This is a genomic window from Bacillus sp. Root920, from assembly GCF_001429445.1.
In the GTDB taxonomy this organism is placed as follows: domain Bacteria; phylum Bacillota; class Bacilli; order Bacillales; family Bacillaceae; genus Bacillus; species Bacillus safensis.
This window is the reverse complement of sequence record NZ_LMJV01000009.1, coordinates 108,667-132,588: the sequence shown is the minus strand read 5'-3', so window position 1 is coordinate 132,588 and position 23,922 is coordinate 108,667. Positions and strand designations below refer to the sequence as shown.

Annotated in this window: 20 protein-coding genes and 1 other annotated feature; of the genes, 18 read left to right on the top strand and 2 right to left on the bottom strand. The window is 42.6% G+C overall.

The window, feature by feature from the left end; genetic code table 11:
• Window positions 1–110: 110 nt before the first annotated feature.
• The 3 genes from lonB (at window position 111) to yihA (ending at window position 4,852) form a co-directional block, all read left to right on the top strand.
• The gene (gene lonB / locus ASE42_RS15805) at window positions 111–1,772 is read left to right on the top strand and encodes an ATP-dependent protease LonB (RefSeq protein ID WP_056768038.1); all 1,662 of its coding nucleotides are present in this window, start codon (window positions 111–113) and stop codon (window positions 1,770–1,772) included.
• 171 nt (window positions 1,773–1,943) lie between these two features.
• Entirely contained in the window at window positions 1,944–4,268 is a 2,325-nt protein-coding gene (lon, locus tag ASE42_RS15800; protein WP_056768035.1) for an endopeptidase La, read from the top strand.
• The gene (gene yihA / locus ASE42_RS15795; protein ID WP_056768031.1) at window positions 4,265–4,852 is read left to right on the top strand and encodes a ribosome biogenesis GTP-binding protein YihA/YsxC; all 588 of its coding nucleotides are present in this window, start codon (window positions 4,265–4,267) and stop codon (window positions 4,850–4,852) included. Before lon ends, yihA begins: the two co-directional genes overlap by 4 nt.
• 210 nt (window positions 4,853–5,062) lie before the next feature.
• Here yihA and ASE42_RS15790 read toward each other — a convergent pair whose 3' ends face one another.
• On the bottom strand, window positions 5,063–5,548 hold the full coding sequence (locus tag ASE42_RS15790; protein ID WP_048239024.1) for a hypothetical protein: 486 nt from the start codon (window positions 5,546–5,548) through the stop codon (window positions 5,063–5,065).
• 242 nt (window positions 5,549–5,790) lie between these two features.
• Between ASE42_RS15790 and hemA the strand changes: the two genes are divergently transcribed.
• The 8 genes from hemA to ysxE all read left to right on the top strand — a co-directional run bounded on the left by hemA (window position 5,791) and on the right by ysxE (window position 14,569).
• Window positions 5,791–7,158 carry a glutamyl-tRNA reductase gene (gene hemA / locus ASE42_RS15785; protein WP_024427831.1) on the top strand — a complete coding sequence of 456 codons (1,368 nt, stop codon included), beginning with the start codon at window positions 5,791–5,793 and terminating at the stop codon, window positions 7,156–7,158.
• A gap of 7 nt (window positions 7,159–7,165) precedes the next feature.
• Window positions 7,166–7,996 carry a cytochrome c biogenesis protein gene (locus tag ASE42_RS15780; protein ID WP_025092450.1) on the top strand — a complete coding sequence of 277 codons (831 nt, stop codon included), beginning with the start codon at window positions 7,166–7,168 and terminating at the stop codon, window positions 7,994–7,996.
• A gap of 37 nt (window positions 7,997–8,033) precedes the next feature.
• Window positions 8,034–8,966 carry a hydroxymethylbilane synthase gene (hemC, locus tag ASE42_RS15775; protein WP_056768028.1) on the top strand — a complete coding sequence of 311 codons (933 nt, stop codon included), beginning with the start codon at window positions 8,034–8,036 and terminating at the stop codon, window positions 8,964–8,966.
• Complete coding sequence (locus ASE42_RS15770; RefSeq protein WP_056768024.1) at window positions 8,963–9,754, top strand: uroporphyrinogen-III synthase; 792 nt, start codon at window positions 8,963–8,965, stop codon at window positions 9,752–9,754. Before hemC ends, ASE42_RS15770 begins: the two co-directional genes overlap by 4 nt.
• On the top strand, window positions 9,754–10,722 hold the full coding sequence (gene hemB, locus ASE42_RS15765; protein WP_029706177.1) for a porphobilinogen synthase: 969 nt from the start codon (window positions 9,754–9,756) through the stop codon (window positions 10,720–10,722). The genes ASE42_RS15770 and hemB overlap by 1 nt, the downstream gene beginning before the upstream one ends.
• Window positions 10,723–10,749: 27 nt before the next feature.
• Window positions 10,750–12,042 (top strand): glutamate-1-semialdehyde 2,1-aminomutase, encoded by a 1,293-nt coding sequence (gene hemL / locus ASE42_RS15760; RefSeq protein ID WP_048239021.1) that lies wholly within the window; start codon window positions 10,750–10,752, stop codon window positions 12,040–12,042.
• A gap of 135 nt (window positions 12,043–12,177) precedes the next feature.
• Complete coding sequence (locus tag ASE42_RS15755) at window positions 12,178–13,500, top strand: LysM peptidoglycan-binding domain-containing protein (RefSeq protein WP_056768021.1); 1,323 nt, start codon at window positions 12,178–12,180, stop codon at window positions 13,498–13,500.
• Between the two features lie 37 nt (window positions 13,501–13,537).
• The gene (gene ysxE, locus ASE42_RS15750; RefSeq protein ID WP_056768018.1) at window positions 13,538–14,569 is read left to right on the top strand and encodes a spore coat protein YsxE; all 1,032 of its coding nucleotides are present in this window, start codon (window positions 13,538–13,540) and stop codon (window positions 14,567–14,569) included.
• A 51-nt stretch (window positions 14,570–14,620) separates the two neighbouring features.
• Here ysxE and ASE42_RS15745 read toward each other — a convergent pair whose 3' ends face one another.
• On the bottom strand, window positions 14,621–14,809 hold the full coding sequence (locus tag ASE42_RS15745) for a hypothetical protein (RefSeq protein ID WP_003216497.1): 189 nt from the start codon (window positions 14,807–14,809) through the stop codon (window positions 14,621–14,623).
• Between the two features lie 168 nt (window positions 14,810–14,977).
• Window positions 14,978–15,207 (top strand) — a binding site (T-box leader).
• Window positions 15,208–15,265: 58 nt separating this feature from the next.
• On the opposite strand from ASE42_RS15745, the gene ASE42_RS15740 reads away from it, so the two are divergent.
• From ASE42_RS15740 to ASE42_RS15710, 7 genes are all read left to right on the top strand, one after another.
• Window positions 15,266–17,908, top strand: a complete 2,643-nt coding sequence (locus ASE42_RS15740) for a valine--tRNA ligase (RefSeq protein WP_056768101.1) — start codon at window positions 15,266–15,268, stop codon at window positions 17,906–17,908.
• 65 nt (window positions 17,909–17,973) lie between these two features.
• Window positions 17,974–19,278: a bifunctional folylpolyglutamate synthase/dihydrofolate synthase gene (locus ASE42_RS15735; protein WP_056768014.1), complete on the top strand. Its 1,305-nt coding sequence runs from the start codon at window positions 17,974–17,976 to the stop codon at window positions 19,276–19,278.
• A gap of 147 nt (window positions 19,279–19,425) precedes the next feature.
• Window positions 19,426–20,157 carry a prepilin peptidase gene (locus ASE42_RS15730; protein WP_034621130.1) on the top strand — a complete coding sequence of 244 codons (732 nt, stop codon included), beginning with the start codon at window positions 19,426–19,428 and terminating at the stop codon, window positions 20,155–20,157.
• Between the two features lie 157 nt (window positions 20,158–20,314).
• Entirely contained in the window at window positions 20,315–21,331 is a 1,017-nt protein-coding gene (locus ASE42_RS15725; protein ID WP_029706176.1) for an SPOR domain-containing protein, read from the top strand.
• Between the two features lie 177 nt (window positions 21,332–21,508).
• Entirely contained in the window at window positions 21,509–22,078 is a 570-nt protein-coding gene (locus ASE42_RS15720) for a Maf family protein (protein WP_024423165.1), read from the top strand.
• A 47-nt stretch (window positions 22,079–22,125) separates the two neighbouring features.
• Window positions 22,126–22,800 carry a RadC family protein gene (gene radC / locus ASE42_RS15715; protein WP_034667393.1) on the top strand — a complete coding sequence of 225 codons (675 nt, stop codon included), beginning with the start codon at window positions 22,126–22,128 and terminating at the stop codon, window positions 22,798–22,800.
• An 89-nt stretch (window positions 22,801–22,889) separates the two neighbouring features.
• Window positions 22,890–23,909, top strand: a complete 1,020-nt coding sequence (locus ASE42_RS15710) for a rod shape-determining protein (protein WP_007501538.1) — start codon at window positions 22,890–22,892, stop codon at window positions 23,907–23,909.
• Window positions 23,910–23,922: the final 13 nt, after the last annotated feature.

Genomic DNA, 23,922 nt, shown 5'->3' with positions numbered 1-23,922 from the left:
GATTCAGGAGTTTTTTATTTATCGTGGAAGACGTGTTTATTCCGTCCAGCTCTAGGAAATACTAGCAGACAGAAACCAATACATAAGATAGATGAAGGAGGGAGCACCGATTGAGCTGGACAGGAATCGTATTATTCATACAGCTGTTCTTTGGTATCGTCATCGGGCTGTACTTTTGGAACTTACTGCGAAATCAGCGCACACAAAAGGTGACGATAGACAAAGAATCAAAGAAAGAAATGGAAGCACTCAGAAAGATGCGGTCAATCAAGCTGAGTGAGCCTTTATCAGAGAGAGTCCGGCCAAAGGGATTTCAAGATATTGTAGGGCAGGAAGATGGCATTCGTGCTCTAAAAGCAGCGCTGTGCGGACCGAATCCTCAGCATGTCATTGTCTACGGACCACCGGGGGTTGGAAAAACAGCCGCTGCCCGTCTTGTCATGGAAGAAGCGAAACGTCATGCTGATTCACCGTTTAAGAAAGATGCGGTATTTGTGGAGCTCGATGCCACAACCGCAAGATTCGATGAACGTGGCATTGCAGACCCACTCATTGGCTCCGTGCATGACCCGATTTACCAAGGGGCGGGAGCGATGGGACAGGCAGGCATTCCGCAGCCAAAACAAGGAGCCGTCACACATGCTCATGGCGGGGTTCTGTTTATCGATGAAATTGGCGAACTGCATCCGATCCAAATGAACAAAATGCTGAAAGTGCTGGAAGATCGGAAAGTCTTTTTAGACAGTGCTTACTACAGTGAGGAAAACACTCAAATTCCGAATCACATTCATGATATTTTTCAAAATGGGCTTCCGGCTGATTTTCGATTGATTGGTGCGACGACAAGAACACCTGAAGAAATTCCGCCAGCGATTCGATCCAGATGTTTAGAAATTTTCTTTAAGGACCTTGACCAGCATGAACTGAAAATCGTCGCTGCTAAAGCTGTCCAAAAAATCCAAAAAGAATTAAGTGATGAAGGGCTGAACTTGTTAACCTCCTATGTGAAAAATGGACGTGAAGCGGTCAACATGGTGCAGATTGCCGCTGGTATGGCGGTGACGGAAAACCGAAAAGACATCACGATTGAAGATGTAGAATGGGTTATTCATTCAAGCCAGCTGACACCAAGATATGAACAAAAAGTACCAGAAAAGCCAAAAGTGGGGGTCGTCAATGGACTGGCTGTTTATGGACCAAACAGCGGTGCCCTGCTTGAGATTGAAGTGAATATCTGTAAGGCGCTTGAAAAGGGAAGTATCAACATTACAGGCATTGCAGAAGAAGAAAGCATTGGCAATCAGTCGAAATCTATTCGACGAAAAAGTATGGCCAAAGGGTCAGTTGAAAATGTATTAACGGTGCTTCGAAATTTAGGTATTCGGACAAATGAATATGACATCCATATTAATTTTCCAGGCGGTGCCCCAATTGATGGACCGTCTGCTGGGATTGCCATGGCGACCGCAATCTTCTCAGCCATACATCAAATTCCGATTGATCATCTGACAGCCATGACGGGTGAAATCGGATTGCAGGGCCAGGTGAAGCCAATCGGTGGTGTGATACCGAAGATTAAGGCAGCGAAGCAGGCTGGTGCCACAACCGTCATTATTCCTTATGACAATCAGCAGTCGATCTTAAAGGAGATTGAAGGGGTCACCATTGTGCCTGTGAAGCACTTCCAAGAGGTGCTGGATCAGTGTCTGGTCAATCCGCCAGACGAGAAGAAAGATGGACTAGAAGACGAAATGAAAAGAAAATCTGTTTAATCCCCATCACATATGGGGATTTTTTAGTGAAATAGATCTTTTTTTCTTTTTCAAGATAAAAAGAAAGGGTATACTACGGTAAGATCATCATTTCTTAAGTCTTTTACATTGTACAAGACTGAAACAGGTATATTATAATGATTCATACTAGTGACGGAGGTGTCAATCAACATGGCAGATGAAATCAAAAAGAATGTTCCGCTCCTTCCATTGCGAGGCTTGCTTGTTTATCCAACAATGGTCTTGCATTTGGACGTTGGACGCGAGAAGTCTGTTCAAGCATTAGAACAGGCGATGATGAACGATCATATGATTTTTCTAGCAACACAGCGGGAAATTTCAATAGATGAACCAGGTGAAGAGGAAATTTTCAAAGTCGGCACCTACACAAAAATTAAACAAATGCTGAAGCTGCCGAATGGAACGATTCGTGTACTCGTTGAAGGTTTAAATCGAGCGCAGATCGAATCATACGTGGAGCTTGAGGACTATACGTCCGTCGATATTAAAGAATTGACAGAAGAAGAATTAAAGGACGCAGAAGCAGAAGCACTCATGCGCACTTTGTTAGATCACTTTGATCAGTACATAAAAATTTCAAAAAAAATATCAGCTGAAACATATGCAACGGTGACGGATATTGAGGAACCAGGGAGAATGGCAGATATCGTCGCTTCTCACCTGCCGCTCAAATTAAAGGACAAACAAGAAGTGCTGGAAACAGTGGATGTCAAAAAACGTCTGAATCGTGTCATCAGCTTAATTCACAATGAAAAAGAAGTGCTGGAAATTGAAAAGAAAATTGGCCAGCGCGTCAAACGTTCAATGGAACGAACGCAAAAAGAATATTATTTGCGTGAACAAATGAAAGCCATTCAAAAAGAGCTTGGAGACAAGGAAGGAAAAACAGGCGAAGTCAGTTCATTAATGTCTAAAATCGAAGAGTCCAGCATGCCTGAGTCTGTTCGTGAAACGGCGTTAAAAGAATTGAATCGTTATGAAAAAATTCCTTCAAGCTCTGCGGAGAGCTCTGTCATTCGAAATTATATTGATTGGCTGATCAATCTTCCATGGGGCATCTATACAGAAGATCGTCTAGATTTAAAGCTTGCAAGTGAAATTTTAGATGATGAGCATCATGGGCTGGAAAAAGTCAAAGAACGTGTGCTTGAATACCTTGCTGTACAGAAGCTGACCAATTCATTAAAAGGACCGATTCTTTGCTTAGCAGGACCTCCTGGGGTAGGGAAAACGTCACTTGCCAAATCGATTGCTAAATCACTTGACCGAAAGTTTATCCGTGTCTCACTTGGCGGGGTGCGTGATGAATCTGAGATTCGCGGACATAGAAGAACGTATGTAGGGGCGATGCCAGGCCGTATCATTCGCGGAATGAGTAAGGCAGGTACTATGAATCCGGTGTTTCTTTTAGATGAAATCGATAAGATGTCCTCTGATTTTAGAGGTGATCCGTCTTCTGCGATGCTTGAAGTGCTGGACCCTGAGCAAAATCACAACTTTAGCGATCACTATATTGAAGAGACATTTGATTTATCTCAGGTGTTATTTATTGCCACTGCCAACAATTTAGCAACCATTCCAGGTCCACTTCGTGATAGAATGGAGATTATCACGATTGCAGGGTATACAGAGGTTGAAAAAGCAGAGATTGTGAAAGATCATCTACTGCCGAAGCAGCTAAAGGAGCACGGATTAAAGAAAGGGAACTTGCAGCTTCGTGAAGCAGCGATTTATGATACGATTCGCTATTACACAAGAGAAGCAGGAGTTCGTGGATTAGAGCGTCAGCTTGCGGCCATTTGCCGAAAAGCGGCAAGAGCGATTGTGGCTGAAGACCGTAAACGTATCACGGTGACGGAAAAGAACTTATCTGAATTTCTCGGAAAAAGACTTTACCGTTATGGTCAGGCTGAAACGACAGACCAAGTCGGGGTTGTCACAGGACTTGCGTATACGACCGTTGGCGGAGACACCTTATCAATTGAGGTATCACTTTCTCCTGGTAAAGGCAAGCTCTTGTTAACAGGTAAGCTTGGTGATGTCATGAGAGAATCTGCACAGGCGGCATTCAGTTATATTCGTTCCAAAGCAGATGAACTGAACATTGATCCTAATTTTAATGAAAAGCACGATATTCATATCCATGTTCCAGAGGGTGCGGTTCCAAAGGACGGGCCATCAGCTGGTATCACCATTGCGACGGCTCTTGTATCAGCACTCACAGGACGTCCTGTGTCAAAAGAGGTTGGTATGACAGGAGAGATAACGTTAAGAGGGAGAGTGCTTCCGATTGGCGGACTAAAAGAAAAAGCATTAGGCGCACATCGTGCAGGGTTGAAAACCATTATTCTTCCAAAGGACAATGAGAAGGATATTGATGATATTCCTGAAAGTGTGAGAGAAGGACTAACCTTTATTCCGGTCTCACATTTAGATGAGGTGCTTGAGAAAGCGTTGGTAGGAGAGGGAAGATGAAAGTAACAAAATCAGATATCGTCATTAGTGCGGTGAAACCAGAGCAGTACCCGAGCGGCGGACTGCCTGAAATCGCGCTTGCTGGACGATCAAATGTTGGAAAGTCCTCGTTCATCAACTCATTGATTAATCGTAAAAATTTAGCGCGTACGTCTTCTAAACCAGGTAAGACACAGACGCTTAATTTCTACATTATTAATGATATGCTCCATTTTGTGGACGTTCCGGGCTACGGTTTTGCCAAAGTATCAAAAACAGAGCGTGAAGCCTGGGGTAGAATGATCGAAACGTATATTACAATGCGTGAAGAATTAAAAGCAGTTGTCCAAATTGTGGATCTGCGCCATAAGCCATCAGTAGATGATGTGAACATGTATGAATTCCTTAAATATTACGGAGTTCCGGTGATTGTCATCGCAACAAAAGCGGATAAAATTCCAAAAGGCAAATGGGAAAAACATGCGAAAGTCGTCAAACAGACGCTCGACATTGACCCTTCAGATGAACTCATCTTATTCTCTTCTGAAACAAAAAAGGGGAAAGATGAAGCCTGGAATGCGATCCTTGCGAAGGTAAACAGCTAAAAAAAGCATCTGTGATGAGCAGATGCTTTTTTATCTTTATCTTCTTTTCAGCGTGATAAGAAAACCCTTGAAGTCTAGAAAGGACGAGTACTGGCGCGGAGCGAATTTGCTATTCGTGAGCACCAGCACACAGGACTGACAACGAATGCGAGGGTTTGTCTTTACGCTGAAGGCATCTGCGATGAGCAGATGCTTTTTTTATTGTATAAGTTATTTCCTTTTTAAAAATAATAAGAGGAGACTGACAGCAATCAGTACATAAGGCCAGTACAATTCAAAGCCGGAAGTAGGGATCGAAAGGGAACTTAGCTGTTTTGTAATTTGCTGAAAGAAATAAAGGAACAGACCGAGTGCGATCAGCACAACACTTTCAATACGATATTCTTTTTTCTGAGATGATTTCACAAAGAGTGCAAGTCCTATGATGAACACAATCATTGTAAATGTGTCTGGCCAGTGGTCCAATTTAGGCTGAAGAATAAAGTGTAGCGAAAGGCCTGTCATGAGCATACCGATAAACACATGAGCGCTTTCTTGCTCCTTTTTTCCTTGATATAAGAACGCGAGACCAAAAAGCAGTACAAGTGTATACCATTTCTCTTGATCCTTCCAAATGTCAAATTGACCTCCTGAGAGAATGGCATATAGCGCTACAGCCAGTAAAGTGAGCGGCAGCAAAATGGATTTCTTCTTCAAAGATGTCACCTTCTTTTAAGCAGATCATTTGTCCGCACGCGCCAAATCTGGTAAATTGCTTGAAGTGATGATATGGCATAATTGATGTCGAACATTTTTCTACTATATCACAACATTTTTGAAATCTGTTCACAATTTTTATCCAGTTAAAAATGAATATATGTTATAATCATTATAAATAATAAATTCTATATTGTAATTATTATAAATTAGACAGGGCGTTGGGGGTGCAAGCTGAAGTTATGCATATTCTTGTTGTGGGTTTAGATTATAAAACAGCCCCTGTTGAGATACGGGAACAGCTGAGCTTTGAACCGAGTGAGCTCGGAACAGCGATGTCCAAGCTTAAAGAAGAAAAAAGCATTCTAGAGAATATCGTCATCTCAACATGTAATCGAACAGAGATCTACGCAGTAGTAGATCAGCTTCATACTGGACGGTTTTATATAAAAAGATTTTTAGCCGATTGGTTCGGCTTAGAAAAGGAAGATGTCTCTCCATATTTGAAGTTCTATGAAAACGATGGAGCGGTTGAGCATTTATTCCGTGTGGCTTGTGGACTTGATTCCATGGTCATTGGTGAAACGCAAATACTCGGTCAAGTACGTTCCAGCTTTAAAGTAGCTCAAGAGGAGAAGACCATTGGTACCGTTTTCAATTATTTATTTAAACAGGCGGTAACTGTTGCAAAACGCTCTCATGCGGAAACAGATATCGCGTCTAATGCCGTGTCTGTCAGCTATGCAGCTGTTGAGCTAGCCAAAAAAATCTTTGGACGTCTTTCTGATAAGCATGTCCTGATTCTTGGTGCGGGCAAAATGGGCGAACTGGCGGCTCAAAACCTTCAAGGTCAAGGAATTGGCCAAGTAACGGTTATCAATCGAACGTTTGAGAAGGCAAAGGAATTGGCTGGTCGTTTTTCAGGAGAGCCTAAGAGCTTAAACCAATTAGAAAAAACATTATCTGAAGCGGACATTTTAATCAGCTCAACGGGTGCGAAACAATTTGTCATTACAAAAGAAATGGTCGAAAGTGCGAATAAAAAGCGGAAAGGCAGACCTCTATTTATGGTAGATATTGCTGTACCCCGTGATTTAGATCCAGCCATTTCTGAAGTAGAAGGTGCTTTTTTGTATGACATTGATGACCTTGAAGGCATCGTGGCTGCCAACTTAAAAGAGCGCCGTGCAGTGGCTGAGCAGGTTGAGCTTCTGATTGAAGCAGAAATTGTGGAATTTAAGCAATGGCTGAATACGTTAGGTGTTGTTCCGGTCATTTCTGCACTTAGAGAAAAGGCACTCACAATTCAAGCCGATACGATGCAGAGTATTGAGCGGAAGCTTCCAAACCTCACAAACCGTGAAATGAAGCTGTTAAATAAACATACGAAAAGCATCATCAACCAAATGCTGAAAGATCCTATCTTAAAGGCAAAAGAAATTGCCGCGGAGCCGAATGCAGAGGAAAAGCTTTTACTCTTTAAAGAAATCTTTGATTTACAGGTTGAAGATGAAGAGCAAAAGGTCGAGCCGATGCAGGTGGAGCAAGGATCATTTCAGCTGTTCAAACCAAATATGGCACAAGGCTTTGCTACAGTTGCCAGTGAGTGATTAAGCGATGATGGAATCCATTGTAGCGAGACTCAATGAAGCGACGATCTTAATCTATGCACTAAGTGTCTTGTTCTATTTCATAGATTTTCTTCAACACAACCGGAAGGCTGGAAAAATGGCTTTCTGGTTGCTTTCTATTGTCTGGCTGCTGCAAACAGTCTACATGTTCTATATTATGATGGAAACAGACCGATTCCCTGTGTTGAATGTAGCAGAGGGGTTATATTTTTATACGTGGGTGCTTGTGACACTTTCTCTTGTGCTCACAAAGGTATTGCGTGTTGAATTTATTGTCTTTTTTACAAATGTGATTGGTTTTTCCATGATGGCGATTCATACCTTTACACCATCTGACCTCCATTCAGCAGAACTAACGGGGAAGCTGACGAGTGAACTGCTCGTGATTCATATTACGATGGCGATTTTATCCTACGGTGCCTTTTCTCTTTCATTTGCGTTTTCACTGCTTTATCTCTTTCAATATCGTTTACTGAAAAAGAAAAAATGGGGAAAATGGCTTCTGAGAATCGAAGACTTATCAAAGCTCGATCATATGGCGTACGTATTAAACATTATTGGTGTGCCAATGCTCTTGCTTAGTTTAATTCTTGGCATCATTTGGGCATATATTTCGTATGATACGTTGTACTGGACAGATGCAAAGGTGCTTGGTTCGTTTATTATGCTGTTTTTATATGGCTTTTACTTATATATCAGATTGGTGAGAAATATGCAGGGCAAAATCGTGGCATTTTGGAATGTCGCTTCATTTCTTGTGCTGATGATTAATTATTTTCTGCTTGGTAGCTTATCAACCTTTCATTGGTTTCAATAATGATGAGTCTTAAAGGCATTGTCGGGAGGAAGACGTATTGCGTACAATTAAAGTAGGTTCTAGACGAAGTAAGCTGGCAATTACACAAACAAAATGGGTCATTCAAAAGCTGTCTGAACTAAACCCTTCTTATTCTTTTGAAATAAAAGAAATTGTGACAAAGGGTGATCAAATTTTAGATGTGACCTTATCTAAGGTTGGCGGAAAAGGACTGTTTGTTAAAGAGATCGAGCAGGCGATGCTGAATCATGACATCGATATGGCAGTGCACAGCATGAAGGATATGCCGGCTGCTCTTCCAGAAGGTTTAGTCATTGGCTGTATTCCTGAGCGTGAGGATGTGCGGGATGCACTTATTTCGAAGGATCATCTGAGTCTCAGCGAACTGCCTAAGGGCGCAATTGTGGGAACGAGCAGCTTACGGCGCAGCGCCCAGCTTCTTCAGGAGAGACCAGATCTTGAGATTAAATGGATTAGAGGAAACATTGATACGAGATTGGAAAAGCTGAAAAATGAAGAGTATGATGCCATTATTCTAGCGGCTGCCGGTCTGTCTAGAATGGGTTGGAGCAAAGAGGTCGTGTCGGAATTTTTATCTCCTGAGACTTGCCTTCCTGCTGTTGGACAAGGCGCACTGTCGATTGAGTGCCGCGGGGATGATGAAGAGCTGCTTAAGCTTCTCGCCCAATTTACGAATGAATATACGAAGAAAACGGTTCTTGCAGAAAGAGCTTTCCTCAAACAAATGGATGGAAGTTGTCAGGTGCCGATCGCTGGCTATGCAACGATGAATGAGCATAATGAAATTGAACTAACAGGTCTTGTTGCATCTGCTGATGGGCACACGATTATTCGAGAAACCGTCACAGGCACTGACCCTGAGGCAATTGGAACAGCGTGTGCGAAGCAGATGGTTGATAAGGGAGCAAAGGATTTGATCGACAAGGTGAAAAAGGATCTGTCTCAATGAGCATAGGCAAATCGCTTCACGGACAGACGGTGCTTGTCACTCGAAATGAACGTCAAGCGGGCGTGTTTCAGCAAAAGATCGAAGCGCTGAACGGTCATGCGGTTTTAACCTCTCTTATTCGGTTTGAGCCTACGCTCACAAAAGAAAAAACGCAGGCCTTTTTAAAGGACTTAGAAAATAGCCACTGGCTTGTTTTCACGAGTGTGAATGGTGCGTCTTTTTTTCTGAATTACATAAAAGACCATCATTTACATAAGAGCTTAACCCATTTGAAAGTGGCTGCTGTAGGAGAGAAAACCTCTGCCTATCTTGAGCAGCACGGCTTAAAGGTGGATGTGGTGCCAGAACGATTTATAGCGGAAGAACTGGCAGATGCATTACTTGACCATGTACGCCCGGGAGAGCGTGTGTTTGTAGCAAAAGGGCATCTGTCACGAGATGTGGTGAAAGAGACCCTCATTCCGCTCGGCATAGAGGTAAAAGAATGGATTTTATATGAAACAGTTAAGGATGAGGAAGGAATTGCTGCTCTTAAATCGGCAATGACGAAGCAATCATTTGATTTTATTACATTTACGAGCTCATCCACTGTTCATTCTTTTATGCATGTGATGGAACCAGACGCAGCGATGCTTGCTGCATCTGACACCTGTTTTGTGACGATCGGTCCTCTGACAAAAGAGGCACTGCTTCAATACGGGATTTCATCTGAAACCCCAGATACTTATACGATAGACGGAATGCTTGATTTAATGTGCCGTTTATCTGAAAGGAAGTTGAACCATTGATGAAATTTAACAGACACCGCAGATTGCGGACAAGCGCAGGAATGAGAGAATTAGTTAGAGAAACCTTTTTAAGACCATCTGATTTCATTTACCCGATCTTTTTTGTAGAGGGAGAAAATGTCCGAAAAGAAGTCTCTTCAATGCCAGGTGTATATCACATTTCTGTAGATCTTGTGAAAGAAGAAGTCCAAGAGCTTGTGGACCTTGGCATCAAATCAATCATTGTATTTGGTGTGCCAGATCATAAAGATCATGTAGGCAGTGAGGCGTATCACGATCACGGCATTGTTCAAAGAGCAACGCTTGAAATCAAAAAGCATTTCCCAGAGCTCGTGGTTATTGCAGACACTTGCTTATGCCAATATACAGATCACGGACATTGCGGAATCGTTGAAGATGGAGAAATTTTAAATGATGAATCTCTTCAGCTATTAGCGAAAACTGCTGTCAGCCAAGCGCGTGCAGGTGCAGATATCATCGCGCCTTCAAATATGATGGACGGATTTGTTGTTGCCATTCGTGAGGCACTTGATGAAGCAGGCTTTATTCATGTACCTGTCATGTCATATGCGGTGAAATATGCAAGTGCTTTTTACGGTCCGTTCCGTGATGCGGCACATAGTACACCGCAGTTTGGAGATCGTAAAACATATCAAATGGACCCTGCAAACCGTTTAGAAGCACTAAGAGAAGCGCAATCTGATGTAGAAGAGGGAGCTGACTTCTTAATTGTCAAACCATCCCTTTCTTACTTAGACATTATGCGTGATGTGAAAAATGAATTTACACTCCCTGTTGTTGCTTACAATGTGAGCGGAGAGTATGCAATGGTGAAAGCCGCTGCTCAAAATGGCTGGATTTCTGAAAAAGAGCTTGTTCTTGAAATGCTGACAAGCATGAAACGTGCAGGAGCAGAACTCATTATCACGTATCATGCAAAAGATGCAGCAAAATGGCTCTCAGAATAAAGAACGGATAGACAGGAGGACGTTGAAATGGGACGTAGCTATGAAAAATCAAAGCAAGCATTTGAAGAAGCACAGCATTTAATGCCTGGTGGTGTCAACAGCCCTGTGCGTGCATTTAAATCAGTCAACACAGACCCGATTTTTATGGAACGAGGCAAAGGCTCCAAGATCTATGATATTGATGGAAATGAATACATCGATTATGTCTTATCATGGGGACCGCTTATTTTAGGACATACGAATGACCGTGTCGTTGAAAGCATTCAGCGAGTAGCGGAACATGGGACAAGCTTCGGTGCTTCTACGTTAGTTGAAAATGAATTAGCTAAACTTGTATCAGAACGGGTTCCTTCCATCGAAGTCATTCGTATGGTCAGCTCTGGTACAGAGGCGACGATGAGTGCACTTCGTCTAGCTCGCGGTTTTACAGGGAGAAATAAAATTGTGAAATTTGAAGGCTGCTATCATGGCCACGGCGATTCTTTGCTCATTAAAGCGGGTTCTGGAGTAGCAACGCTTGGACTGCCAGATAGTCCTGGTGTTCCTGAAGGGACTGCAAGCAACACAATCACAGTGCCGTACAATGATTTAGAAAGTATTCAAGTTGCTTTTCAAGAATTTGGAGACGATATCGCGGGTGTCATTGTAGAGCCGGTTGCAGGAAATATGGGGGTTGTCCCTCCGCAAGAAGGTTTCTTGCAAGGACTAAGAGACATCACGGAGCAATACGGATCATTACTCATTTTTGATGAGGTCATGACAGGCTTCCGTGTGGATTATCACTGCGCGCAAGGCTATTTTGGCATCACACCTGATCTGACGTGCCTTGGTAAAGTGATTGGAGGCGGTCTTCCAGTCGGTGCTTATGGCGGAAGAGCGGATATTATGAGACAAATCGCGCCAAGTGGTCCAATTTATCAAGCGGGAACGTTATCTGGTAACCCTCTTGCGATGACAGCAGGCTTAGAAACCCTAAAACAGCTGACACCTGAGTCTTATGAAGAGTTTAAACGAAAAGGTGACCGTTTAGAAGAAGGCATTTCGAAAGCGGCGAAAGCATACGGAATTCCATTAACGTTTAACCGTGCGGGTTCCATGATCGGATTCTTCTTTACAAATGAAGAAGTGATCAATTATGACAAAGCGAAAACAGCTGATCTTGCTTTATTCGCTGAATTTTACAAAGAAATGGCCGATCACGGCATCTTCCTCCCGCCTTCTCAATTTGAAGGACTATTCCTGTCAACAGCTCATACAGATGAAGACATCGAATATACCATTGAGACAGTGGAAAAGGTTTTTCAAAAACTACGTCGATAAAACAAAAGCCGATATGGAGACATATCGGCTTTTTTGCATTGGAGAAAACCAATCATATTTTCACTTCCTCCCTCATACAACTGTATTGACATCTAATTTTATTTTTTAAGGATTAGATGAAAGGAGGACACCGACTTGTCTCAAAACAATCGATTACAGTTTTCGGTAGAAGAATCCATTTATTTCAAAAGCGGACAGGAAGTCAGTGAGCTGCTGTCAATTTCTCTCGACCCTGACATTCTCGTTCAAGAAGTGAATGATTATGTTTCTATTAGAGGTTCACTCGAGCTAACAGGAGAATACAACATAAATCAAGAGGAGCTATTGGGTGAATTGAGTTCCTTTCCAACATACAGGGAAGCAGATGAGGTAAAGGTCAGAGAAGACGGAACGGCGGAGCTTTTGCATCAATTTCCAGTCGATATCACCATTCCGAAGAACAAAATTAGTCATTTAAATGATGTGTTTGTGTTTATTGATGCGTTTGATTACCAGCTGACAGAGAATCGTTTGCTTACCATTCAGGCTGATTTAGCCATTGAGGGCTTATTAGACGAGGAAACGCCTCCGGCGCCTGTAGAGGAGCCGGATGAATTTGTCCATCGTCCTGAAGTGGATGATGGCGATATGGCCTACGATTATCAGTTGCAGCCAGAACAAGAAGAACAAGAAGAGCTGCAAGGCGAAGAACGTGAGCATGATGAGGATCAGCCTGTATTCCAACATGACACGCGCGCGGAGCAAGAGGAACAGGAAGTGCAGGAAGTACAAGAAGAAGAGGAAGAAGAAATTGAGATAGAATTGGTGAACAGGGAAGTAGAGGAAGCGTCCGACGAACCTGAAGAATTAGAAGAACCTGAAGAGCCAGAACAGCCGGAACAGCCGAATAATCAAGAAGAAGCTGTGGCGCTTGGTTATCGATCCATCCCTGAAGCTCAGGTGCAGGAACCGCCATTTTTTGAACCGCCAAAGCTATTAGAAGAAGAGGAGCGGGAAGAGCCGTTCTTTGAAGTGGAAGTAAGAAAGGATCCGGAAGCTGCTGAAGAGCAGGAAGAAACGGTACAGTCGTATCCGGCTTTTGAATCACCTGCTGATCAAGTGGAACCTGAGCAAGAAGCGCACGATGACGAATATCAGCTCGGGCGATTATATGAACGGGAAGCACCTAAAATATATGAGTCAGCTCAAGAAGAAGAGGAGCTTGAAGAAGACGTGAGAGAAACGTCTGGCAGTGAGAACTCTCTTTATTTAACAAAGCTGTTCGCTAAGCAGGAGGAGGAAGATTTTTCTCGCATGAAAATATGTATAGTACAGCAAGAAGATACGGTCGATCGTATTTGTGAGAGATATCAGTTGAATGTGCAGCAGCTTCTTCGCACGAACTCATTATCGATTGATGCGGAGCTTGAGGAAGGGCAGATACTTTATATTCCTGAATATCAAAAAAGCAATGCATAGCAAACGATGACTGACCGAGAAAATGTGGTGAGTGAACGTGGATGAAATCCAATCTGTCTTATACGAATACGGGCTTGAGGCTGAATATATTGAACCTGTCAGTCCTGCTGTCATCAAGGTATATACAAAGCAGGGTGTATTTGCTCTAAAGCGAGTAAAAGCCAGCCGGCATATACAATTTACAGAACAAATGCTTGAACTGGAATCAAAGGGCTATCGCTCCTTTGTACCGATTTATCGGACGAAGAGCGGTTCCTTTTTCTCAAGTCATCGGGAAAGCCAGTATGCATACTATTTGATGCCATGGCTGACGAATGAAAAGAGAGAAGAGCAAGACGATAAGCATGAATATTTATTTCAAGAGATTGCGAGACTTCATAAGCGGACTGAAGTCATGATGGATATCACAGAGCAAGAGATCGAAGCGCATTACACCCAAATCAAGACCAAATGGGAAACAGAGAAAGACATGTATGAACGATTCATAGAGCGGGCAGAACAAACGTGGTATATGTCGCCATTTGAGCTGGCCGCTGCTATGTATTTTTCAGAGGCGATATCTGCCAGTGAATTTGCGCTTGAACGTTTAGAAGATTGGCATGAAGAAATGAAAGACAAAGAGACAACACGTGTTGTGCTCAATCATGGGCAGCTATCGATCCATCACTTTTTGTATAATGATGTAGGGACAGGACATTTCACCAATTTTGAGCGGTCTAAAAAAGCCGCCCCCATTTATGATCTTCTAACCTTTTACTTTCGGACTTTCAAAACCTATCCCACGTCTTGTCCTGAATGCACTTCCTTGTTTTATAAGTATCAAAAAGGAAACCCTCTTCGTGAGGAAGAACTGCATTTATTCCTGAGCTACCTTGCTTATCCGCAAGGTCTGTTTGATACGATAAAAGCCTATGAAGCAGGCGGACAGGATGAAATGGAAAGCTGTCAGCAGCTGTTAAGAGCATATTGGCAGATGAAAAATTCAGAGCCGACCGTCATGAAGATTCACGAGATTGAGCAGGCTAGACGGCTTGAAGAAGAACAAAGTGCCTCGTCATCGGCGGAATGACGAGGTTATACTGCGTTGGCTTTATATGGGCAGGTACATAATGATGAGTTTTTAAAACCAATCAAGATGAAAGGCACAGGCGAGAAAAATAAGAATACCTAGAATGAGGACGTCAAATGTCGTAGGGAAAATGATCGTACGAAATCCTTGAAATATAGCAATCGGGAGAACGACTTGGGAAGCAACTGCCCGAATTTGTCTTAGCCAGGGGGGAAGTGTGTAAGGATTGATCTTCTTCAAATCAAACGCCCTCCTTCTTCATTTTGTTATTATCATATGGGCAAAAGGGCGAAGGGTGCCTGCCCAATTTGTATAAAGAAGAAGAAAAGCGGAAAAGATGATTGACGAAAACAAAAGGCATTTAGTAATATTAATAAAAGATGAGTATGTGCTGATGAACGTGATATATCGTAAGCGTGGATCAGGAAGAGTACGAGCAAGACCCTAAAGAGAGGGAAGCCAAGAGCTGAAAGGTTTCCTAGGATGTACTTGTTTGGAAGGTCGCCTGTGAGCTTAATTTCTTGAATGAACAAGTAGAGAAATTCGGGAGAACCCCGTTATCCTTTAGAGTGTATGGGACACGTGTATGTGTCTCATGAAAAAAGGTGGTACCGCGAAAAAGCTTTTTCGTCCTTTTATAAGGATGGAAAGGCTTTTTTATGTTTCATCAGCCGAAAAAATGTGGAGGTTACACAAATGGGAACAAATAATCAAGAAATGCCAACAAAGTACGATCCAAATGCGATTGAAAAAGACCGCTATACGTACTGGCTTGAAGGGAAATTCTTCGAAGCACAAAATGATAAAACGAAAGATCCATATACAGTCGTCATTCCTCCACCAAACGTGACAGGTAAACTGCACCTTGGGCATGCATGGGATTCTACACTCCAAGACATCGTGACACGTATGAAACGGATGCAGGGCTATGACGTTCTTTGGCTTCCAGGTATGGACCATGCCGGTATTGCGACTCAAGCAAAAGTCGAGGCAAAGCTTCGCGAAGAAGGCGTCAGCCGGTATGACCTTGGCCGGGAGAAATTTGTAGAAGAGACGTGGAAGTGGAAAGAAGAATATGCAGATTTTATTCGCAGCCAGTGGGCGAAAATGGGCCTTGGTCTCGATTACTCCCGTGAACGTTTTACTTTAGATGAAGGTCTGAATAAAGCCGTTCGCCAAGTGTTTGTTCAATTGTATGAAAAAGGGCTTATTTATCGCGGAGAGTACATCATTAACTGGGATCCAGCAACGAAAACGGCACTTTCTGATATTGAAGTGATTTATAAGGATGTTCAAGGTGCGTTTTATCACTTGAGATATCCGCTTTCAGATGGAACAGGTTCAATTGAAATTGCGACAACAAGACCTGAAACTATGCTGGGGGATACAGCTGTAGCCGTACACCCTGATGACGAACGCTATCAGCATTTGATTGGAAAAACAGTGGTTTTACCAATTACAGGCCGTGAAATCCCAATCGTCGGTGATGACTATGTCGATATGGATTTTGGTTCAGGTGCTGTGAAAATTACACCAGCTCATGATCCGAATGACTTTGAGCTTGGAAACCGCCATGGGTTAGAGCGTATTCTTGTCATGAATGAAGATGGCACAATGAATGCGAATGCCCTGCAATACAAAGGAATGGACCGCTTCGAATGCCGCAAACAGCTTGTGAAGGATTTACAAGAGGAAGGCATTTTGTTCAAAATTGAGGACCACATGCATTCAGTTGGTCATAGTGAGCGCAGTGGAGCTGTTGTTGAACCGTATTTATCGACACAATGGTTTGTGAAAATGCAGCCGCTGGCAGACGAAGCCATTCATCTGCAAAAAGGAGACGACCAAGTTCAATTTGTTCCAGACCGATTTGAGAAGACATATTTACATTGGATGGAAAATATCCGTGACTGGTGTATTTCTCGTCAGCTATGGTGGGGACACCGCATTCCGGCTTGGTATCATAAAGAAACGAAAGAAGTATACGTTGGACTTGAAGCACCAGAAGATATTGAGAACTGGGAACAGGATAACGATGTGCTTGATACATGGTTTAGTTCAGCGCTTTGGCCGTTTTCTACAATGGGCTGGCCAGATGCAGACAGTGAAGACTTCAAGCGCTACTATCCAACAAATCTGCTTGTAACAGGCTATGACATCATTTTCTTCTGGGTGTCCCGCATGATCTTCCAAGGTCTTGAATTCACAGGAGAAAAACCGTTCAAAGATGTCCTCATTCATGGGCTCATCCGCGACGAACAAGGACGTAAAATGAGTAAGTCGCTCGGCAACGGAATTGATCCAATGGAGGTCATCGACAAGTACGGTGCGGATTCATTAAGATATTTCTTAGCAACTGGAAGCTCACCAGGTCAGGATCTTCGCTTTAGCTTTGAAAAGGTAGAATCCACTTGGAACTTTGCGAACAAAATTTGGAACGCATCCCGTTTTGCTTTAATGAATATGGATGGTTTAACGTATGATGAGCTTGATTTATCAGGAGAAAAATCAGTTGCTGATCAATGGATTTTAACACGCTTAAATGAAACAATTGAAAGTGTCACACAGCTTGCTGACAAGTATGAATTCGGTGAAGTGGGCAGACATTTATACAACTTCATTTGGGATGATTTCTGTGATTGGTACATTGAAATGGCGAAACTTCCGCTTTATGGTGAAGACGAAGCAGCGAAGAAAACAACTCGTTCGATCCTTGCGTATGTATTAGATCAAACGATGAGACTTCTACATCCGTTTATGCCGTTCTTAACAGAAGAAATCTGGCAGCATCTACCGCATGAAGGTGAGTCTATTACTGTAGCGGCATGGCCTGAAGTGAAGCCGGAGCTTTCCAACGAACAAGCTTCTGCTGATATGAAGCTGCTTGTTGAACTAATTCGTTCTGTTCGTAACATTCGCAGTGAAGTGAACACGCCAATGAGCAAACAAGTTGAGCTTTACATTAAAGCATCTACATCTGATGTTCAGGAACGTTTAGAGAAAAATCGTTCTTATATTGAGCGCTTCACGAACCCAAGTGTTCTTGAAATTGGCACAAATGTCCCAGTTAGTGATAAAGCGATGACGGCTGTCATTTCTGGAGCAGAACTCATTCTGCCGCTTGAAGGCTTAATCAACTTAGATGAAGAAATTGCTCGTCTGCAAAAAGAGCTTGATAAGCTGACAAAAGAAGTGGAACGAGTACAGAAAAAGCTTGGCAATGAAGGCTTTATGAAAAAAGCGCCTGAAAGTGTCGTAGAAGAAGAGCGTGCGAAAGAACGTGATTATGTCGCAAAACGCGAAGCTGTTCAAAAGCGTATTGAAGAGCTGAAAGCATAAGGTTAAAAAGACGGCTCCTAATGAAATGGAGTCGTCTTTTTTGAAAATTTCGTATGAAATGAGAGATGACATTGTTTACAACCTATCATGAAGCGATTGAGTGGATTCACAGCAGACTGGCCTTTGGCGTAAAACCGGGTCTTGAACGAATGAAATGGCTGATGAACAGACTAGGAAATCCGGAACAAAGCATAAAAGCAGTACATGTTGCAGGTACAAATGGTAAGGGATCAACCATTGCGTTTACGCGTTCTGTTTTACAGGCAGCCGGCTATTCAGTCGGAACTTTCACCTCCCCATTTATACTAACGTTCAATGAAAGAATCAGCGTGAACGGAGCGCCTATAGAGGATGAAGAATGGCTGAGTTTGGTGAATGAGATCAAGCCTTTTGTTGATGAATTAGATCAAACAGAGCTTGGCGCAGCAACAGAATTTGAAATCATTACAGCATGTGCATTTGCTTATTTTGCTCAAGTGCACCAAGTAGACTTTGTCCTCTTGGAAACAGGGCTTGGCGGAAGGCTTGATTCTACAAATATTGCTGTGCCTATCTTAACAGCGATTACGTCGATTGGTCATGATCATATGGCCATTTTAGGTGACACACTTGAACAGATTGCAGCTGAAAAAGCGGGCATTATCAAAAAGGGTATTCCGATGATCACGGCAGTTCACCAGCCTGAAGCTCTTGCTGTCATTCAAAACACAGCCAAAGAAAAGAATGCCGAATGTATTTCATTACATGATACTTGTATCTTTGATGAGCAGCAGCCGACAGAAACAGGGGAACGTTTCACGTTACGCACATCAAAAAAGCAGTATCCGCAGCTTGAAACAGGATTAATTGGAACGCATCAAAGGCAAAATGCTTCTCTTGCTGTTTTACTCATTGAATGGCTGGAGCAACAAGGCTATATTAGCGTGACAGAAGAGCAAATATATGAGGGCATTCGGCAGGCAGTTTGGGCTGGGAGATTTGAAAAGATTAAAGATCAGCCTCCAGTGTATTTAGACGGCGCTCATAATGAAGAAGGGATCGACCGTTTAATTGAAACCGTACAAGCTCATTTTTCTAGTAAACAGGTGCATGTATGTTTTAGTGCTTTAAAAGATAAGCCGTACAAGCAAATGATTCAAAAGCTTGATGCTGTAAGTTCTTCTATCCATTTTGTTTCATTTGATTTTCCAAGAGCCGAATCAGCTGAAAAGCTTTATGTATGCAGTCAATTAGACGCAAAGTCGTATGATGATGACCCTCGTACAGTGCTTGAGTTCATTCAGAAAAAAAGTGATGATCCTTCAGCAGTGATTCTTGTGACAGGCTCTCTTTATTTTATTTCAGATATACGAAATCGTATGATCGGGTAACAAAAAAACGCAAATGGCTTCAATGCCTTTTGCGTTTTTTTCTTTTGATACGCAGAAGGGAAGTAAAATCATATTTTTGCTATGTGCACAATGAATACGGTCATGGTAAAATCCGGTCTATCTTATTCTCGGAAGGGGTCACGATATATGATAGGCATTTTTGTGTTTCTTGCGGGCGTCACCATGGGGTCATTCTTTCATCTAGTCGGTGAAAGGCTGCCACTGAAGCGGTCTATTCTTTTTCCTCGTTCTCACTGCACAGCCTGTAAACAGCCGCTTTCCTTGCGCGAGATGATTCCGCTAGTTTCGTATGCATTATTGAGGGGGACTTGTAAACATTGCGGCACTCGGTTGCCAATGCTATATCCACTGATTGAGCTGCTGTCAGGCAGTCTTTTTTTGCTCATGTATAGAATCGCTGGTATTTCGTTTGAAGGTCTTTTTCTTGTGATTCTTTGTAGTTTATTTGTGATTGCTGTCGTGAGCGATCTCCTTTATATGAGGGTGCCAAACGAGCTGTTTCTCTTCTTTTTCCCTCTTTTCGTCATATACCGCACGCTTGAACCTCTTCTTATTTGGTGGGAAGGAGCGGCTTCGCTTCTTTTTTGCTTTCTCTTGTTTTATAGTTTAGATCGTTTCAAGCCAAATAGCATGGGTGGAGCTGATATGAAGCTGTTCGGTGTGCTTGCATTTTGCTTAGGATTCAAGCCATTCCTTCTCATTCTTTTCCTCTCGTGTATCGCTGGAATCGTCTATGCGAAGGTTTTTTCTTTTCGATTAGATGAGCCATTTCCCTTTGTTCCTGCGATCTCTTTTTCTTTTTGGCTGTATCTCTATGGAGTTCATGTCATGCTCCCGTTCGCCGGGTCGATCGGTTGAAAAAATTGGCGAACACTTTTTTTCCGTGCCGACAAAAGTCTTGTTCTTTTTTTTATCCGCTATGTTAAAGTGTGAAACAGAAAGAAGGACGGGTTACATTCGCGCTGATTCATTGGACAAAAAGGTCTTTCTTACAAACAATGTCAGAAAGCGGGGAATGACAGTGAAAAAAAGGCAGGCAAAAAAACAAGGGTTAAAAGTCAATATTAATGGCAAAGAAGAAATGCTTCATGAAGATGACCACCAGCCGCCAAAACAGCAAGAGGATGATCAAGTGACGTTTTCGAATTGGGAGGAAAAAAGGCAGTCAGAACAGGAGACAGCTGCTTCCGAGGAAGAACCGGCTAAACCGAAAGAAGAAGACTTCCAGTGGGATGACGCAGCTGATCATATTTATCATTCTGACCCCAAAGTCGTCACACCTTATCAAAAGAAAAAAGGCTCCTTTGACCAGAAGTTCGGTAAAAACCGCGGCCCGTTTAAAAGAGTGATGACAACGATTGTGTTTGCAGTGGTTCTTGGGACAGGCCTTGGTGTGTTTGCACTTAGCTTAAGTCAAGATGGTACTCAGAATCCATCAGGGGGAGATATCAGCGTTTCAGCGTCCGGAAATCAATCATCAATGAAAGCGGGCGGGGATGCGCCGCCAGCAGATACTGCTGATGAATCAAAAGAGAATAAGGATGAAAAAAGCGCCTCTGGCAGTTTTTCAACCTATGTCGTACAGGCTGGAAAGTTTTCCTCTGAAAAAGGAGCAGATGAATTAGTTGGCAGTTTAAAAGAAGCAGGATATGCGGGGAAAAAGGTCTCGATGGATGATGGCTATTATGTCATTGCCGGGCTTGCGACAGAACAGGGCATGACAAGTGCTGTTGGGAAGAAGCTGATTGATCAGCACTTTGAGGCGTGGGGAGGCAAGGAGCTCTCATTTCAAGTACCGGAGGAACTGACTAGTTTAATAGAAAAGGCATCTGTTTTATCCTCTAAGGTCATTGCAGGGGATGATGTGGATCAAAAGGACGTTGCGCAGCTAATCTCTGAGCTTGAAAGTGCCAAAACAACGGACGCACCAGCTAAAAGCAGTTTGCTGAAAGCGGTGCAGCTGTTAAATGAACCTACTGCTGAAAACGGGTGGAAATCTCAGCAGGCACTGCTTGATCAATTAAATACGTAAAATCATATTTTAAGAAACCAAACTAGTCAAAAAATGACTAGTTTTTTTCTTTTGCATCCAACATAATGATGAAGGAACATGAAAAATGAATTTTCGTAAATTGTCGGTAAGATGTACATTTGATAGGATGAATGGGTATCTTACTTCTTAGGCTAAACCCTGAAAGGATGAACAAACATGAACCAATTGATTCTCGCATCTCAATCCCCTAGAAGAAAAGAATTGCTTGATCTAGCAGGGTTTTCTTATGACATTCAAGCAAGTCAATTAAAAGAAGAAATAAATCGAAACTTTTCTCCTGCAGAGAACGTCCAATGGTTGGCAGAACAAAAAGCAAGTGATATTCAAAGATTATATCCCGAAGCTGTGATTATTGGTGCAGATACGATTGTTGCAATTGACGGCAAATGTCTTGGGAAACCAAAAGACAAGGAAGAAGCGGCCTCAATGCTTCAATTATTGTCAGGAAAGACACATCAAGTCTTGACGGGTGTCACGATTCAGTCAGAGAATAGAAAAGAAACATTTTATGAACAGACAGAAGTGACGTTTTGGACACTTACGCAAAATGAAATAGACCGCTATATCGAAACGGGAGAACCGCTTGATAAAGCGGGAAGCTATGGCATTCAAGGAAAAGGCGCACTGTTTGTTCAAAAAATAGATGGTGATTATTTTTCCGTTGTAGGTCTCCCTATTGCCAAAACAGTTAGAGTGCTCGAAACATTTGGAATCACCCCTTTTTGATGACAGGAAGGAATCTAAAAGGAGTGGGCATCATGAACGATTTCCCTATGTTGCTAAAGCATTTTCCTCAAGATGAAAAGCCGAGAGAACGATTGATCAAATATGGTCCCGGCAGTCTGTCAAACCATGAACTTGTTGCGATTCTTTTAAGGACAGGCACAAAAAAGGAATCAGTTCTTCAAATTTCTGCAAGACTTCTGCAAACATTTGGCGGTCTTCGCTCTGTAAGAGAAGCCTCAATTGAAGAAATGTCGAAGATTCGAGGAGTTGGAAAGGCGAAGGCGGTCTCTCTTTTAGCTGCTTTAGAACTCGGCACTAGATTACACCATCAAACGACGGACAACCGCTATGTGATCCGCACACCAGAGGATGGGGCAAACTTTGTGATGGAAGATATGAGGTTTTTACAACAGGAAAATTTCGTTTGTCTTTATCTCAATACTAAAAATCAAGTCCTTCATAAACATACCGTGTTTATTGGCAGTTTGAACTCATCCATCGTTCACCCGCGTGAAATTTTCAAAGAGGCCTTTAAACGGTCCGCTGCTTCATTTATATGTGTGCACAACCATCCATCAGGAGATCCGACGCCGAGCAGGGAAGATATTGAAGTCACACAGCGACTTTTTGAATGTGGAAAGCTGATTGGAATACAGCTGCTTGATCATCTTGTCATAGGTGATCAAAAATTTGTGAGTTTGAAGGAAAAAGGGTATTTGTAACACTTTTTTTTTCAATGTTTTACGATATAATAGAGTTTATGAGTTTTTCCCTAAGGGAATTTTGGTTTAAGAAAGGAAGATACATACATATGTTTGGAATTGGTACAAAAGACCTTGGAATAGATCTTGGCACAGCGAATACGCTTGTTTTTATTAAAGGAAAAGGCATTGTTGTAAGAGAACCTTCGGTCGTAGCCTTGGAAACTGATACGAAGTCTATAGTGGCAGTCGGAAATGATGCTAGAAACATGATTGGCCGTACACCTGGTAATGTTGTGGCACTACGCCCAATGAAAGACGGTGTCATTGCAGATTACGAGACGACAGCAACAATGATGAAATATTACATTAATCAAGCATTAAAAGGCAAAGGGCTTTTTGCTCGTAAACCTTACGTCATGGTATGTGTACCATCTGGTATTACAGCTGTAGAAGAGCGTGCAGTCATTGATGCAACAAGACAAGCTGGTGCACGTGACGCATACCCTATTGAAGAACCATTTGCTGCGGCAATCGGTGCTAACCTTCCTGTATGGGAACCAACAGGAAGTATGGTTGTGGATATTGGCGGCGGTACAACAGAAGTAGCGATTATTTCTCTTGGCGGCATTGTGACATCACAATCAATCCGTGTGGCAGGAGATGAGATGGATGATGCGATCAGCAGCTACATCCGTAAAACGTATAATCTAATGATCGGTGATCGTACATCAGAAGCGATTAAAATGGAAATCGGTTCTGCGCAGCCTGACGTACATGATGAGATGGACATTCGCGGACGTGACCTTTTAACAGGTCTGCCAAAAACAATCTCTATTACGGCAGAAGAGATTGCAAAAGCGCTTCGCGATACGGTGGAAACAATTGTCGATGCAGTGAAAATGACTCTTGAAAAAACCCCGCCTGAGCTCGCAGCAGATATTATGGACCGCGGAATTGTTTTAACAGGAGGCGGTGCATTACTGCGTAATCTTGACAAAGTCATTAGCGATGAAACGAAAATGCCAGTCATTATTGCAGAAGACCCGCTTGACTGTGTGGCAATCGGGACAGGGAAAGCACTAGAACATATTCATTTGTTCAAAGGAAAATCAAAAGATAATCGATAATCGGGCGTAATTA